The sequence below is a fragment of the Neopararhizobium haloflavum genome, from assembly GCF_002750855.1.
Lineage (GTDB): Bacteria > Pseudomonadota > Alphaproteobacteria > Rhizobiales > Rhizobiaceae > Georhizobium > Georhizobium haloflavum.
On record NZ_NWUC01000008.1, the window covers coordinates 41,593 to 56,688 of the forward strand.

Here is a 15,096-nt window from a genome sequence, read left to right on the forward strand (position 1 = left end):
CGCGCATCGTCATTATGAACCTTGGCGACATAATGTAGTGACATTTGAGAAATTCCATTCATCACCGAGACGGTCTATGGTTGCCGGGCCTTGTCGGTCGTGGCGTTGGGGGACACGCGACCGGCGAGGCATGTCCGGCTGAACGAATCTCGGCACTTGAGTTTCCGGCAGCAATGGTGGAGGTAGGCCGTCCTTCTCAGAGGCACGAGGAAAGTGCCCGCAGGGACCAACAACGACGCCAGGACAATCCACAATTGGGAGGCAGGGCATGAGCGAACAAGCACGGCTGGAAGGCAGCGGCGAGGGAAAGATCGTCGTCGACACCGATCTCGACGAACCCGTCGGTACGAATGAACGCCGCTTTCTCGGGTGGCAGGCCACGGCGATCGCGATCGCCTGTGCCCTTTATACCTCGTGGCACCTGGTCGTGCTCAACTATTGGCCGGTGGAAACCTGGACCTACCGCATCATGCATATTGCGGGCGGCCTGATCATCGGCTTCTTCCTCGTCTCGGCGCGGATGTTCGAGGAAGGTGCCGAAGGCGCCGATCCGCTGCGCCCCCTGCGCATCGCGGTGATGTCGGCGGCAACGGCGCTCGTCGGATATGCCGCGTTCTGCGTGCTTTACGCCTTCTACCTGCGCTCCTTCGCGGGCGAAGCGAACCCGCCCGAATGGGTCTTCGCGCATTTCGGCTGGACGCTGGCGGCCGGCTCGCTTCTCGCCATTGTCGGCGGCTGGTTCTTCCGCGGCAAGATGCATCGGGTGCAGTGGGGTGACGTCATCCTCGCGGTCGCGGCCATCGTCGTCGCGTCCTATCTGATCTTCGTGCTGATGGCCTTCCGCATGCGCGCGGGCACAGGGCTTGCCCAACCCGCCGATTTCTGGGCGGCGATGGTCGGCGCCTTCCTGATCATGGAACTGACGCGCCGCGTGGCGGGCCTGCCGCTCGTCGTCATCTCGGGCGTCTTCCTGGTCTACACCTTTGCCGGCCCCTATCTGCCGGGCATTCTGGGCCACCGGGGCTACGGCGCCGAGCGGTTCTTCACCTATGTCTATACCGACCGCGGCATTCTCGGTCCGGTGACGGCGGTGTCCTCGACCTATATCATCCTGTTCATCACCTTTGCGGCGTTCCTGCAGGCATCCAAGGTGGGCGACTATTTCGTCAACTTCGCCTTCGCCTGCGCCGGAACGGCGCGCGGCGGTCCGGCCAAGGTCGCCGTCTTCGCCTCGGGCCTGATGGGCATGATCAACGGCACGTCGGCCGGCAACGTGGTCGCGACCGGCTCGCTGACGATCCCACTGATGAAGCGCGTCGGCTATTCGCCGCGCTCGGCCGGAGCGATCGAGGCCGCGGCCTCGTCGGGCGGGCAGATCATGCCGCCGATCATGGGCGCGGGCGCGTTCATCATGGCCGAGGTCACCGGCATCCCCTATACCGAGATCGTCATCGCCGCGACGATTCCGGCCATCCTCTATTTCATCTCGATCTATTTCATGGTCGACCTCGAAGCGGCCAAGCTCGGCATGCGCGGCCTGCCGCGCAAGGACCTGCCGGACTTCAAGTACCTCGCCAAGCAGGTCTATCTGTTCATCCCGGTCATCATCCTCGTCTACACCCTGTTCAACGGTTATTCGGTCATCAGGGCGGGTACGCTGGCGATGGCGGCGGCGGCGGTGGTCAGCTGGGTCTCGCCGGTCAGCCGGATGGGGCCGGTGCAGATCTTCAGGGCCCTCGAACTTGCCGCACGCATGTCGATCCAGCTGATCGCGGTCTGCGCCTGCGCCGGCATCATCGTCGGCGTCATCGCGATGACCGGCGTCGGCGTCCGCTTCTCCTCCATGCTTCTGGCGATCGCGGATCAGAGCCAGTTCCTGGCGCTGTTCTTCGCCATGTGCATCTCGATCGTCCTCGGCATGGGCATGCCGACGACGGCGGCCTATGCCGTGGCGGCTTCGGTCGTTGCGCCGGGCCTGGTGCAGCTCGGCATTCCGCTTCTGGTGGCACACTTCTTCGTGTTCTACTTCGCGGTCATGTCGGCGATCACGCCGCCCGTCGCGCTCGCCGCCTTCGCGGCCGCGTCGATTTCGGGCGACAACGCGATGCGCACATCGGTCGCCTCGTTCAAGATCGGCCTTGCCGCCTTCATCATCCCGTTCATGGCGTTCTACAACACCGCTCTCCTGATGGATGGCACGTGGTTGCAGATCATCCGTGCGGTGCTGACGGCTTCGGGCGGCGTCTTCCTGCTGTCGGCTGCCGTACAGGGCTGGTTCTTCGGCCGCGCACCGTGGTTCCTGCGCATCGGCCTTCTGGCCGCGGCACTGATGCTCATCGAGGGCGGCTGGAAGACCGACCTCATCGGCCTGGCCATCGTTGCCGGCATCCTGGTCCTGCAGCGAGTGATCGGCCGCGACGAACGTCCCATCGGTGCGCCGAGCGGCGCTACCGGCCCAACGGCGACAGGGGCGGAATAGTTTGATCCGGCGCCGCCGGCCAAGGGTTCGGCGGCGCCACTTTCGCAAGGGGAAATAACCGACATGAAGGATTATCGCATTGCTGCCATACCGGGTGACGGTATCGGCAAAGAGGTCATTGCGGCCGGAACCGAGGTTCTCGACGTGCTGGCGGAGCGCGATGGCGGCTTCCGCTTCTCGTTCGAAACCTATGACTGGGGCTCGGACTACTACAAGAAGCACGGGCGGATGATGCCCGAAGATGGCCGCGAGCAGATCCGCGATGCCGATGCGATCTATTTCGGTGCCGTCGGCGCGCCCGACGTTCCCGATCACATCACGCTGTGGGGCCTGCGCCTTGCCATCTGCCAGCCCTTCGACCAATACGCCAATGTGCGCCCGACCCGAATCCTGCCGGGTATCAAGAGTCCGTTGAGGAACGTCGGGCCGGACGATCTCGACTGGGTTATCGTGCGCGAGAACTCCGAAGGCGAATATGCCGGGCAGGGCGGGCGCTCGCATGTCGGCCTGCCGGAGGAAGTGGCGACGGAAGTCTCCATCTTCACCCGTGCCGGCGTGACGCGCATCATGCGCTTCGCATTCGACCTGGCGCGCTCGCGGCCGCGCAAGAAGCTGACGGTCGTCACCAAGTCCAACGCCCAGCGCAACGGCATGGTGATGTGGGACGAGATCGCCGCCGAGGTGGCGAAGGACTATCCCGACGTCGAGTGGGACAAGATGCTGGTCGATGCGATGACCATGCGCATGACGCTGAAGCCGGAGACGCTGGACACCATCGTCGCGACCAATCTTCACGCCGACATCCTGTCCGACCTGGCCGCCGCGCTTGCCGGCTCGCTCGGCATCGCGCCGACGGCCAACCTCAACCCGGAGGGCAATTTTCCCTCCATGTTCGAGCCGATCCACGGTTCGGCGTTCGACATCACCGGCAAAGGCATCGCCAATCCCGTCGCCACCTTCTGGAGCGCGACCATGATGCTGGAGCATCTTGGCGAGAGCGATGCGGCGGGCCGGCTGATGCGGGCCATCGAGCGCGTTACCGCCGACGAGTCGCTGCATACGCCGGACCTCGGCGGCAAGGCGACGACCCGCCAGGTGACGGACGCCATGCTGGAAGCCCTGCGCGGCGACAATCTTTAGGGGACGTCACGTCCTTTTCGCATAAGGAGACATGCCATGAGCGGACGTTCGCACCGCATCGCCGTGATTGCCGGGGACGGCATCGGCAAGGAAGTCATGCCCGAGGGCCTGCGCGCGCTGGAAGCAGCGGCAAAGCGCTTCGACATCGATCTGCAGTTCGATCATTTCGACTTCGCGTCCTGCGATTACTACGCCAAGCACGGCGAGATGATGCCGAAGGATTGGAAGGCGAAGATCGTCGGCCACGACGCCATCTTCTTCGGTGCCGTCGGCTGGCCGGACACGGTGCCGGACCACATCTCGCTCTGGGGTTCGCTGCTGCTGTTCCGGCGCGAGTTCGATCAGTATGTGAACCTGCGCCCGGTTCGGCTGATGCCGGGCGTTCCCTCGCCGCTTGCCGGCCGCAAGCCCGGCGACATCGACTTCTTCGTCGTGCGCGAGAACACCGAGGGAGAATATTCCTCGATCGGCGGCAAGATGTTCCCCGACACCGACCGCGAAGTCGTGGTCCAGGAAACGGTGATGACGCGCATCGGCGTCGACCGGATCCTGCGCTATGCCTTCGATCTCGCCAAGCGGCGCGATCGCCGGAAGCTCACCTCGGCGACCAAGTCGAACGGTATCGCGATCACGATGCCCTATTGGGACGAGCGCGTCGCGGCGATGGCGAAGGATTATCCCGATGTCGAGGTCGACAAGTACCACATCGACATCCTGACCGCCCATTTCGTGCTCAATCCCGACAAGTTCGACGTGGTCGTGGCATCGAACCTCTTCGGCGACATCCTGTCCGATCTCGGCCCGGCCTGCACGGGCACGATCGGCATCGCGCCGTCCGGCAACATCAATCCGGACAGCCGTTTCCCCTCGCTGTTCGAGCCGGTGCATGGCTCCGCACCCGACATCGCCGGCAAGGGGATCGCCAACCCCGTCGGCCAGATCTGGGCCGGCGCCATGATGCTGGATCATCTCGGACACGTCGACGCCGGGGCGGCAATGCTGGCGGCGATCGAGGCGGTGCTGGCGGATGAGCAAAAGCGTACCGGCGACCTCGGCGGCAAGGCCAACACCGAAGCCTGCGGCAAGGCCATCGCCGAAGCCATTGCGGCCGGCTGACGCGCCGCTTCGAAACCGCCTGAAGATGTTTGGCCGGGTCCTGGTGCCCGGCCTTTTTCGTGCCGTAGGGCAAAAAGAAACCGCCGCATCCCGGGATGCGGCGGTCTTTGTCGTTCAGCGTGTTGCCGGCGGGCTTATTCGCCGACGAGTTCGTCGGGAATGTCGTAGCCGTTTTCTTCGAACCAGCGCACGGCACCGGGGTGCCACGGCAGGAAGGTGTTGTATTCGAAGTTTTCCGGCAGCGTCTCGGCAGCGGCCGAGTGAACGCTGACCATGCGCTCGTTGTTCTCCATCACGATCTTGGTGACCTGATAGACGAGTTCTTCCGGCACGTCCTTGTGGGCGATCGCCATGTTCCACATCGCGATGGTGTTGCGGTCTTCGTCGAAGCCGTCATAGGTGCCGCCCGCGATGGTGTAGGGCGAGAACGATGCGTTGGAATCGACCAGCGTCTGCACTTCCTCGTCGGTGAAGGCGAAGATGTTGACGTCGGTCTGCGCGTTGAGCTCGGCGAAGGCCGCGATCGGCAGGCCGGCTGCGAAGGCGAAGGCGTCGATCAGGCCGTCCTGGACCTGGCCGGCCTGGTCGGATGCGCCGCCGAAGGAGATTTCGGCGTTGATGCCGAGCGTCTCGAGGATTTCCGGCACATAGGTGCCGGGAGTGCCGCCTGCCGGGCCGGCGCCAACGCGCTTGCCTTCCAGGTCGGATACGCCCTCGATGCCCGAGCCGGCGAGCGCGATGACTTCGAACGGCGTCTGGTACATCGGGAAGACTGCGCGCATGTCGGTGTGCTCTTCGCCCGGTGCGAGCGGGCTTTCACCTTCCCAGGCGGCAAGGGCCGGTCCCATGGTGACCATGCCGAAGTCGACGTCGCCGGTGTGGACGAGCGTTGCGTTCTGGACCGGGCCGTCGGTCGATTCCGTGCTGGCCTGGATGCCGAGTTCCTCGGCGACGAGGTTGGCCCAGCCGGCGCCGTAGATGAAGTAGGTGCCGCCCTGGCTCGCCGTCGCGACGGTGAAGGTGTCGGGCAGGTCGCCTTCCTGCGCGAAGGCCGCGCCGCTGATGAGGACGGCGCCTGCCGTCGCCATGGAAAGTGTCCGGGTGATATGCTTCATGGGGTTCCTCCCTGTTGACCGGTCCATTGTTTGGCGACCGGGTTTGTTGACCTCTTCATGTTGGCCGCCACGCAAGCGACCATAAACACAGTGCGCTGCCAGCGCCACCGGGCGAACGGATTTTGGTCCGTTTCGACCGGAACGATCGTGAGATGGCACGATCGCAGGCAATTTCAATGGCTTCCCCCTCGACCGCAGGTCGATAGCGGATCGCGTGGTGGACTGTAAATTAATTCGTCTGCGATTATAATGTCGCGCAACTCATATCTTTGTGTCGTCTGGTTTCATAATGTCCACGCATGGCGATCTCGCCTTCTTCGTCCTCCTGGCGCGCCAGGGCAATTTCTCAACAACGGCGCTGGAACTCGGGCTGTCGCCCCCGGCGGTCAGCAAGCGCCTCGCCAAGCTGGAGGACCGGCTTGGCGTGCGCCTGGTCAACCGCACGACCCGGCGTGTCAGCCTGACGAGCGAGGGCGAGGCATACTTTCAAAGTGCCGTTCGGATCATTCGCGACATCGAGGAGATGGAGCACCGCGTTTCGTCCGCGCGCGACACGCCGAAGGGGCTGCTGAGGGTCAATGCGACCTTCGGGTTCGGCCGCGAACACATCGCCAGCGTGATCTCGGATTTCCTGCGCGTCTATCCGGAGGTCGATTGCAAACTGGTTCTCAGCGACACGCCGCTCAACCTCGTCGAGGACGGGTTCGATCTCGGCATCCGCTTCGGCAACCTGCCGAACTCGCGGCTGACGGCGCGCAAAATCCAGAACAACCGCCGCTTCCTGTGCGCAGCGCCGGACTATCTGGAGCGCCACGGTGTCCCGCGGCGACTTTCGGAGCTCGCCCACCACAATTGCGTCATCCTGCGCCAGGACAACGAGAACTACGATGTCTGGCGCCTGGAGCACGGCAAGCAGACCGAGTCCGTCAAGGTACGCGGCAATCTCAGCAGCAATGACGGCGAGATCGCGCTGAAATGGGTGATCGACGGCCATGGCATCATGCTGCGCTCGGAGTGGGACATCACCCGCCATGTCGCAGCCGGACGGCTGAAGGTGATCCTGCCGGCCTATGCCCACACCGACGCCGATATCTATGCGGTCTTTCCCGAACGCAACAACCTGTCGGCGAAGGTTCGCATCTTTCTGGATTTTCTTTCGGTCAAGCTGCGCGAGCGCATGCCGCAGGCCTTTGCCGCCCGGATCGACGATTTCGCTTGAGGTGCGGGAGATGCGATGTCACATAGGCTCGCCCGCCGACCTTCGGCTTCGCAATCATTTCCTATCCGGCGCCGCAATTTTATGCCGTTTCATCACCTTGCCCGCATCGTCCGAGACGTGAAAGAGTCCCGACCATGAGCGCCGCGATCGTGATCGCGCTCTTGCCGGTGATCTTCCTGATCGGATTCGGTCATCTCATCCGGCGGACCGGCTTCCTGTCCGAGGCCTTCTGGCCGCAGGCCGAGCGGCTGAGCTATTTCGTGCTGCTGCCGGCGCTCTTCATGCACGGTCTGGCGACGGCCGATCTGGACGGGCTGCCGGTCGGCAAGCTCGCCGGCACGCTCGTCGTCACGCTCTGCATCGTCGGCGCGCTGCTGGCCGTTGCCAACCGCTTTCTCAAGATCGACGGACCGGCCTTCACGTCCGTCTTCCAGGGTGGCATCCGCTTCAACAACTATGTCGGGGTGACGGCGGCGGTCGGCCTGTTCGGGCCGGGTGCCATCGCGCTTGCCGCCGTTGCCAACGCTTCGATCGTGCCGACGGTCAACGTGCTGTGCCTGCTCGTCTTCGCGCGCTACGGGTCGGCCCGTCCGGGATTTTTCGGCGTGGTGCGGACCATCGTCACCAATCCGCTGGTCGTCTCCTGCGTCATCGGCATCGCGCTGCAGGCCAGCGGTCTCGGCTTGCCGGCAGGGATTGCCGGCTTCTTCAAGGCGCTCGGCCAGGCCTCGCTGCCGCTCGGGCTCCTGTGCGTCGGGGCGGCGCTCGACTGGGGCGCGCTTGGACGCGGCATGAAGGAGACGCTGACCGCGACGGTAACGAAATTCGCGATCATGCCGCCGGCGACGGCGTTGATTGCGCTGGCATTCGGCCTGCGCGGCGACGCGGCGCTGCTGGCGGTGATGTTCCAGGCGCTTCCGACGGCGTCCTCGTCCTATGTGCTCGCCCGCCAGCTCGGCGGCGATGCGCCGCTGATGGCAAGCATCATCGCCTTCCAGACAGTCCTCGCCGCGATCACCGTGCCCGCGACGCTGATCCTTTATGCCGCGCTGATCTGACCTGTCAGATCGCCGCCAATGTCCGTCGCAGCGCGTCGACGATCTCGTCGATATGGGCGTGTTCGCTGATGAAGGGCGGAGCGACGATGACTGTGTCTCCGGTGAACTTGGCGTGGCAGCCGTTCCAGAACAGCTTCTTCTGCAACTCGTTGCCGCGCAGGCCCGGCTTGCCGTCCTCCGGCCACACCTCGACGCCGGCCATCAGGCCGATGCCGCGAATGTCGCGGACAACGTCGAGGTCCGACAGCGACCAGATCGCGTCGAGGAAATAGTCCGAGAGCTTGGCCGCGCGCTCGAAGAGGCCTTCGTCCTCGTAGATCTTCAATGTCGCCAGGCCGGCGGCGCAGGCGGCGGGGTGGCCGGAATAGGTGTAGCCGTGGAAGAACTCGATGGCGTTTTCGGCGGCCGCGCCGGTGACGGTTTCGTAGACGGTGTCGGATGCGGCCACCGCGCCCATCGGGATCGCGCCGTTGGTCAGCGCCTTGGCCATCGTCATGATGTCCGGCGTGACGCCGAAATGCTGGACCGCGAAGGGCGAACCGAGGCGCCCGAAGCCGGTGATGACCTCGTCGAAGACGAGCAGGATACCGTGCTTGTCGCAGATCGCGCGCAGGCGCTCCAGATAGCCCTTCGGCGGCACGAGCGTGCCTGTGGAGCCGGCCACCGGCTCGACGAAGACGGCGGCGATGGTCGATCCGCCATAGGTCGCGCAATGACGCTCCAGATCGTCGGCAAGCTCGGCGCCATGCTCGGGCTGGCCGCGCGTGAAGCAGCGGTCGGGGTCCCAGGTGTGGCGCAGCATCACGACGTTTGGCATGACGACGGGGAAGGTTTCGCGGTTGCGCACCATGCCGGAGAGCGAGACGCCGCCCATGTTGACGCCGTGATAGGCGCGCTCGCGTGAGACGAAGCGCAGGCGCTGGCTCTCGCCGCGGGCGCGGTGATAGGCCATCACCATCTTCAGCGCCGTGTCGATCGCCTCGGAACCGGAATTGACGAAGAAGACATGGTTGAACGGATCGGGCAGAAGGTCGGCGAGCTTGTCGGCGAAGGCGAAGGCTTTCGGCTGGCCGAGCTGGAACGGTGCGGAATAGTCGTTCTCGAGCATCTGCGCGTGAACCGCGTCGGCGATCTCGCGCCGTCCGTGGCCGCAGGCGACGTTGAAGAGGCCGGACGAGCCGTCGATCAGCCGGTCGCCGTTCTGGTTCCACAGATAGACACCTTCGCTTTTCGTCACGAGACGCGGCGCGGCCTTGAAGTCCCGGTTGCTGGAGAAGGGCATCCAGTGCGCTTCGAGCGCATCGTTGCGCAACTGATCGGCCTGGCCGGGTCTGGCTTGCATGTTCATCGGTGTCTCCTCGCGACGGGGGCACGCCGGCATTTGCGCGGGCGGGCCCGATGGCAAGTTGATCCTAGTGGAATTTTCTGGCCTGATCGTAGTGCCAGTTGGGCCGCTTCGTGGTGTCCACGGCGTCATGCGGCCGCGAGCCCGGAGAGTGCCATTGCGCGATGCGATCTTTCATGTGGACCGGCTGGATCCGCTGACCCTGCAGGCCCAGATCCGCGAGACGCTGGTCTCGGCGATCCTGTCCGGCCAATTGCCGGCCGGCTCGCCGGTGCCGTCCACCCGCCAGCTGTCGCGCCAGCTCAAGGTGTCGCGCAACACGGTCTCGATCGCCTATCAGGCACTGGCGATGGACGGCTATCTGGAATCGCGCGAGCGCTCGGGCTTCTTCGTGGCGCGCGAGCCGGTGGAATTCGCGCGCGCGGCGCCGTCCGACAAGGCGGCCGAGCCGACCAACACGCCGGACTGGAACAAATGGCTGACCATGCGCCCGGCGGCCCAGCCCAACATCGTCAAGCCGGCCGACTGGCACGGCTATCCCTATCCGTTCCTCTACGGGCAGTCGGACCCGGCGCTCTTTCCCGTGCATGAATGGCAGGACTGCACGCGCCAGGCGGCCGGACGGCGGCTGCTCGACGCCTGGACCGACGACAGCATCAATGCCGATGACGCCACCTTCGTCCAGCAGATCCGCCAGCGTCTCCTGCCGCGGCGCGGCATCCGGGCGGAGCCGGACGAGATCCTCGTCACGCTCGGCGCGCAGAACGCGCTCTATCTGATCGCCAGCCTCCTGGTGCGGCCCTCCACCGTGGTCGGCCTGGAAGACCCCGGCTATCCCGACGCGCGCAACATCTTCGCGCTGATGCGCGGGCACCTGCGCATGCTGCCGGTGGATGGCGAGGGGCTGGTGACGGGCAAGGCGCTTGCGGACTGCGACCTCGTCTATACCACGCCAAGCCACCAGTTCCCGACAAATGCGACGATGAGCCTTTCGCGCCGCCAGGCCCTGCTCGACTGGGCGGGGCGGGGCAACCGGCTGATCGTCGAGGACGATTACGAGTTCGAGACGAACTATCTCGGCCAGGCCACGCCGGCGCTGAAGTCGCTCGATCGGAACGACCGCGTGCTCTATGTCGGCAGCCTTTCCAAATCGCTCGTTCCCGGTCTCAGGATCGGCTATCTGGTCGGCCCGCGCGCGCTGATCCGCGAGGCGCGGGCGCTGAGGCGGCTGATCCTGCGCCATCCGCCCGGCAACAACCAGCGCGTCGTCGCGCTCTTCCTGGCGCTCGGCCACCACGATACACTGATCGGGCGGCTGCACAGGGCCTATAGAGCCAGATGGGAAGCGATGGACGCGGCGCTCGAGAAGCATCTGCCCGATTGGGGGCGCAGCCGCAGCTTCGGCGGCACATCCTTCTGGATGAGCGGGCCGCCCGGTCTGCGCAGCGTGGAACTGGCCCGCAAGGCGGCCGAATACGGTGTCCTGCTGGAGCCCGGCGGCATCTGCTTTGCCGACCCCACCGCGCACGAGAACAGCTTTCGTCTGGGGTTCTCGGCGATTTCGACCGAGCGCATCGAACCTGGCATCGCCCTTCTGGCGCGGGCGGCGCGCGAGGTCGCTTCCTAAGAGGCTCATCCTGGGCGACCGTTGCAACTGGTCCCATGCGCCGCCGAATTCTGGCGCTACCGCGATCGTCCGTTTGATTGTGAGTTGTCATATGACGCTGGACACTGCCGCGCGATAACGAGCCTTTGAAGCGTCCTTTCCTCGAAAGGGGGCGCCGAGGCGACACCGACCCGAACGCGGCCATGTTCCCGCTCGCCCGACGTCGGGATGAACCGGGCGCCCATAAAGACAAGGGGAACTGTCATGAACATATCGAGATTCGCAGGCGCCTCCATGCTGGCGATCGGTCTGCTGACCGGCGCCGCCGCGGCGCAGGAGAAGGTGACCGTCGCTTACTTCCTGGAGTGGCCGACGGCCAACCAAGTGGCACAGGTCGAAAAGGCCTATGACGAGGCCATGGGCGTCGAAGTCGAGTGGCGCGCCTTCGGCAACGGCAACGAGATGACCCAGGCGATGGTCTCGGGCGACGTACAGATCGCCTACAGCCAGGGCTTCGTGCCGTTTGTCGTGGGCGTCTCGAACGGTGCACCACTCAAGATGGTCGGCGTCGCCGTGACCTATTCGGAAAACGATCTTTGCATCGTGCGCGAGGATTCCGGGATCACGCAGGAAAACGCGCAGGAACTGGAAGGCAAGCGCGTCGCAACGCCGGTCGGCAACGTCACGCACTACAAGCTCCTGCGCACGCTGGAGCATCTCGGCGTCGATGCATCCGCCGTCGACATCGTGCAGATGAACCCGGCCGATGCCGCCGTGGCGCTGGTGCGCGGCGACGTCGTGATGGGCTGCGCCTTCGGCGGGCCGATCGACCGCATGCGCGAAGTCGGCGCGCCGCTGATGACCGGCGCCGAGCAGGAGGCCGTCGGCATCAACACCTTCGACATCATTTCCGTGACGGAAAGCTTTGCCGAAGAGCATCCCGATCTCGTCACCAAGTTCCTGGAAGTGACAGAAGAAGCCAACGCCGCTTTCAAGGAAGATCCGGGCGCGGCCTATGAAACGGTTGCGCAGGCCGCCGGCATGGATGTCGCGGCAACCGAGGCCATGATGTCGAAATTCGGTTTCCCGACTGCGGAGGAACAGAAGGGCGAGAACTGGCTCGGCGGCGGCGTACAGGAGGCGACCAAGGGCGTTGCCGACGTCATGGCCGAGGCCGGCGGGCTGGAGACGGCGCTCGACGATTATTCCGAGTTCGTCGATCCGAGCTTCCTGCCATGACCATGGCGGCAGCGGCGCGGGCGGCAACCCCGCCGCCCGCCGAACGGGACGAGCCGATCAGCGGAGAGCAGCCGATGTCGGGTATCGAGATCGATTCCATCTCAATGGAGTTCACCCTGCCGGACGGCGGGGTGGTGCGGGCGCTGAGCGACGTGTCGCTCGGCATCGCCACCGGCGAGATGGTCTCCGTGCTCGGCCCGTCCGGCTGCGGCAAGACGACCTTGCTCAACATCGTCGGCGGCTTCCTGTCGCCGACGCGTGGCGCGGTTCGCCTCAATGGCCATACCGTCAAGGGGCCGGCGGCCGAGCGCGGCGTCGTCTTCCAGCAGGGTGCCTTGTTCGAATGGCTGACGGTCGAACAGAACATCGGCTTCGGCCCGCGCATGGCGGGCCGACCGAAGGCGGAAATCCGCGACAAGGTGCATGATCTGCTCGGCACCGTTGGGCTGCAGGGCTTTGCCGAAAAGCCGGTCTACCAGCTTTCCGGCGGCATGCAGCAGCGCGTCGCGCTGGCAAGGTGCCTTGCCAACGATCCCGATGTCATCTTGATGGACGAACCGCTCGGCGCGCTCGACGCGCTGACGCGCGAGAAGATGCAGGGCCTCGTGCTGAGGCTGTGGAAGGAGACGGGCAAGACCATTCTCCTCATCACCCACTCGGTGGAAGAGGCGCTCTATCTCGGCCAGCGCCTTATCGTCATGGCGCCGCGGCCGGGACGCATCATGAAAGAGTTCCGCCTGCCGTTTCCCGAAAGGGGCCTGACCATGCCGCCCCGCGAGGTGAAGGCCTCCTCCGATTTCGTCGCAACACGCGAGGAAGTGCTGTCGATGATCTGGAGCATGGAAGAGGAAATCATGGGCGAGAACGGTTCCAGCGAGGTGTCGTCATGAGCGCTCAGGTGAAATCGCCCCGGCTGGCCATCTGGCTCGGCCTTGCGGACAATGCCTTCACCCGGCAGAAGACGGTGAAGTTCGGCGATGCGGCGGCGGTCAATTCCGGCCGGTTCTATTCGGTGCTCGTTGTCGTCGTTCTGCTTCTGGCCTGGGTCGTGACGTCGGCGCTCAACCTGATCGAGCCGTTCTACTGGCCGACGATCCAGGGCACATGGGATCGCTTCACGAAGCTGGTGGCGGAGGGCTATCGCAACGTACCGCTGATCGATCATATCGGCATCAGCGTCTACCGCGTTCTGTCCGGTGTCGTCTATGGCGCGCTCGTCGGCATCCCGATCGGCTTTGCCATGGGGCTTTCGTCGGTGGCGCGCGGCTTTATGGATCCGATCGTGGAGTTCATGCGGCCGATCCCGCCGCTCGCGCTGATCCCGCTGGTGATCCTGTGGTTCGGGATCGACGAGACGGCGAAGATCTTCCTGCTCTTCCTCGCCTCGCTGTTCATCATGATCCTCGCCGCGCGGGCCGGCGTTTCGAGTGTCCGGGTCTCCAAGGTGCACGCGGCCTATTCGCTGGGTGCGTCGAAGCTTCAGGTGTTGCGTCACGTCATCCTGCCGAATGCCCTGCCGGAAATCTTCACCGGCCTGCGCACCGCGATGGGCGTGTGCTGGGGAACGGTCGTCGCCGCCGAGCTCGTCGCCGCCGACCAGGGCCTTGGCTCGATGATCATGATCGCCAAGAACTTCCTGCAGACCGACACCGTCGTCATCGGCATCATCCTGATTGGCCTCATCGGCTACACGATCGAGATGGTGATGCGCTGGCTGGAACGCATCCTGATCCCGTGGAAGGGCAAGGGGTGAAATTTCCCGGCGGACCCCGGTGACCCGCGGCGAAAGCGGCGGGTCACCGTTCCGGGATCGCGATCGCCTCGAACATGTCGCAGATGACGTCGCGCGACTTTTTCTTGTGCATCGACTTGCGCGTCAGCATGCCGATACGCCGGTAGATCGCCGGCTCGCCGAACTCCACGACACGGTAGGGCTGGGGCGTCATTCCCCGCACGCGAATGTCGGGCAGAACCGATATGCCGAAGCCGAGCTCGACCATCTTGTGGATTGCTTCCAGCGACTCGATCTCGGCGTTGGTGTCGGGCGATATGCCGAGCATCGCAAGCCGCTCCTCGATCAGCGGCGCCACCCAGGCTGAGCGGTTGAAGCGGATATAGGGATAGGTGGCGAAAAGCTCCGCCGGGTCGGTCTCGGTGGAATCTGGCGGCGCCACGATGGCGATCTGCTGGCGGCAGACGTCGCGCCAATCGAAACGGTCGTCGATGCGCTTTGGCCGGTGCATCAGCGCGCCGTCGACCTCACCGATGTCGACGAGGTTCTCCAGCTCTCCGGACAGGTTCGACGTCACGTTGACGACGAGGTTCGGGTGCGCCGTCTTCAGCGCCATCAGCGTCGTCGTCACGATGCTGATCAAGACGGTCGGCACGGCGCTCAGGCGGAAATAGTCGCGATAACTGTGCACATCGGCAAGGCGCTCCACCATCGTGTCGTGCTGGTCTACGATGGTGCGCGCATAGTGCAGCACGGTTTCGCCGACCCGCGTCAGCCGTGGCGGGCGATAGCGCCGGTCGAACAGGACGACCCCGAGCGATTGCTCCAGGGAAACGATCTGCATGCTGATCGCCGAGGGCGTCATGTTGAGCGCGCGCGCGGCATTGGCGAAGGAATGATGATCGATGATCGCCTTCAGCGACCGCAAGCCTCGCACCGACATCGCCCCTTCCTCCTGTGCAGCACAAATCCAGATTCCTTGAATTTAATACCAAGATTTCGCGCTTTGGTTAAAGGGTCTTTCTGTTAGCCTTCCTCCGATCAGTT

At 64.7% G+C, this 15,096-nt stretch carries 12 protein-coding genes; 9 read left to right on the forward strand and 3 right to left on the reverse strand.

Going from position 1 to position 15,096, the window contains the following annotated elements; translation table 11 throughout:
• Positions 1–268: 268 nt before the first annotated feature.
• The 3 genes from CN673_RS16665 to CN673_RS16675 all read left to right on the forward strand — a co-directional run bounded on the left by CN673_RS16665 (position 269) and on the right by CN673_RS16675 (position 4,735).
• Positions 269–2,479 carry a TRAP transporter permease gene (locus CN673_RS16665; protein ID WP_099867528.1) on the forward strand — a complete coding sequence of 737 codons (2,211 nt, stop codon included), beginning with the start codon at positions 269–271 and terminating at the stop codon, positions 2,477–2,479.
• Between the two features lie 63 nt (positions 2,480–2,542).
• Positions 2,543–3,619 (forward strand): tartrate dehydrogenase, encoded by a 1,077-nt coding sequence (locus CN673_RS16670; protein WP_099867529.1) that lies wholly within the window; start codon positions 2,543–2,545, stop codon positions 3,617–3,619.
• 36 nt (positions 3,620–3,655) lie between these two features.
• The gene (locus CN673_RS16675; protein WP_099867530.1) at positions 3,656–4,735 is read left to right on the forward strand and encodes a tartrate dehydrogenase; all 1,080 of its coding nucleotides are present in this window, start codon (positions 3,656–3,658) and stop codon (positions 4,733–4,735) included.
• A 134-nt stretch (positions 4,736–4,869) separates the two neighbouring features.
• Here CN673_RS16675 and CN673_RS16680 read toward each other — a convergent pair whose 3' ends face one another.
• On the reverse strand, positions 4,870–5,850 hold the full coding sequence (locus CN673_RS16680; RefSeq protein WP_099867531.1) for a TAXI family TRAP transporter solute-binding subunit: 981 nt from the start codon (positions 5,848–5,850) through the stop codon (positions 4,870–4,872).
• 289 nt (positions 5,851–6,139) lie between these two features.
• On the opposite strand from CN673_RS16680, the gene CN673_RS16685 reads away from it, so the two are divergent.
• Positions 6,140–7,069, forward strand: a complete 930-nt coding sequence (locus CN673_RS16685; protein ID WP_099867532.1) for a LysR family transcriptional regulator — start codon at positions 6,140–6,142, stop codon at positions 7,067–7,069.
• 134 nt (positions 7,070–7,203) lie between these two features.
• On the forward strand, positions 7,204–8,127 hold the full coding sequence (locus tag CN673_RS16690; RefSeq protein ID WP_099867533.1) for an AEC family transporter: 924 nt from the start codon (positions 7,204–7,206) through the stop codon (positions 8,125–8,127).
• Positions 8,128–8,131: 4 nt separating this feature from the next.
• Here CN673_RS16690 and aptA read toward each other — a convergent pair whose 3' ends face one another.
• Complete coding sequence (gene aptA / locus CN673_RS16695; protein ID WP_198586039.1) at positions 8,132–9,469, reverse strand: omega-aminotransferase AptA; 1,338 nt, start codon at positions 9,467–9,469, stop codon at positions 8,132–8,134.
• 160 nt (positions 9,470–9,629) lie between these two features.
• Here aptA and pdxR point away from each other — a divergent pair, with 160 nt between their 5' ends.
• The 4 genes from pdxR (at position 9,630) to CN673_RS16715 (ending at position 14,070) form a co-directional block, all read left to right on the forward strand.
• Entirely contained in the window at positions 9,630–11,099 is a 1,470-nt protein-coding gene (pdxR, locus tag CN673_RS16700; protein ID WP_099867534.1) for a MocR-like pyridoxine biosynthesis transcription factor PdxR, read from the forward strand.
• A 243-nt stretch (positions 11,100–11,342) separates the two neighbouring features.
• A complete protein-coding gene (locus tag CN673_RS16705; RefSeq protein WP_099867535.1) occupies positions 11,343–12,317 on the forward strand; it encodes a taurine ABC transporter substrate-binding protein in 975 nt (324 codons plus the stop codon).
• 74 nt (positions 12,318–12,391) lie between these two features.
• Positions 12,392–13,207 (forward strand): taurine ABC transporter ATP-binding protein, encoded by an 816-nt coding sequence (locus CN673_RS16710; protein WP_099867673.1) that lies wholly within the window; start codon positions 12,392–12,394, stop codon positions 13,205–13,207.
• The gene (locus tag CN673_RS16715; protein ID WP_099867536.1) at positions 13,204–14,070 is read left to right on the forward strand and encodes an ABC transporter permease; all 867 of its coding nucleotides are present in this window, start codon (positions 13,204–13,206) and stop codon (positions 14,068–14,070) included. The genes CN673_RS16710 and CN673_RS16715 overlap by 4 nt, the downstream gene beginning before the upstream one ends.
• Positions 14,071–14,113: 43 nt before the next feature.
• Here the strand turns inward: CN673_RS16715 and CN673_RS16720 are convergent, their stop codons facing one another.
• Positions 14,114–14,992 carry a LysR family transcriptional regulator gene (locus CN673_RS16720; protein WP_099867537.1) on the reverse strand — a complete coding sequence of 293 codons (879 nt, stop codon included), beginning with the start codon at positions 14,990–14,992 and terminating at the stop codon, positions 14,114–14,116.
• Between the last annotated feature and the right edge of the window lie 104 nt (positions 14,993–15,096).

Bases quoted from the DNA above. Each gene is read 5' to 3' on its own strand.
- CN673_RS16665 (WP_099867528.1), top strand. From the start codon at position 269: ATGAGCGAACAAGCACGGCTGGAAGGCAGCGGCGAGGGAAAGATCGTC.
- CN673_RS16670 (WP_099867529.1), top strand. From the start codon at position 2,543: ATGAAGGATTATCGCATTGCTGCCATACCGGGTGACGGTATCGGCAAA.
- CN673_RS16675 (WP_099867530.1), top strand. From the start codon at position 3,656: ATGAGCGGACGTTCGCACCGCATCGCCGTGATTGCCGGGGACGGCATC.
- CN673_RS16680 (WP_099867531.1), bottom strand. From the start codon at position 5,850: ATGAAGCATATCACCCGGACACTTTCCATGGCGACGGCAGGCGCCGTC.
- CN673_RS16685 (WP_099867532.1), top strand. From the start codon at position 6,140: ATGTCCACGCATGGCGATCTCGCCTTCTTCGTCCTCCTGGCGCGCCAG.
- CN673_RS16690 (WP_099867533.1), top strand. From the start codon at position 7,204: ATGAGCGCCGCGATCGTGATCGCGCTCTTGCCGGTGATCTTCCTGATC.
- aptA (WP_198586039.1), bottom strand. From the start codon at position 9,469: ATGCAAGCCAGACCCGGCCAGGCCGATCAGTTGCGCAACGATGCGCTC.
- CN673_RS16705 (WP_099867535.1), top strand. From the start codon at position 11,343: ATGAACATATCGAGATTCGCAGGCGCCTCCATGCTGGCGATCGGTCTG.
- CN673_RS16710 (WP_099867673.1), top strand. From the start codon at position 12,392: ATGTCGGGTATCGAGATCGATTCCATCTCAATGGAGTTCACCCTGCCG.
- CN673_RS16715 (WP_099867536.1), top strand. From the start codon at position 13,204: ATGAGCGCTCAGGTGAAATCGCCCCGGCTGGCCATCTGGCTCGGCCTT.
- CN673_RS16720 (WP_099867537.1), bottom strand. From the start codon at position 14,992: ATGTCGGTGCGAGGCTTGCGGTCGCTGAAGGCGATCATCGATCATCAT.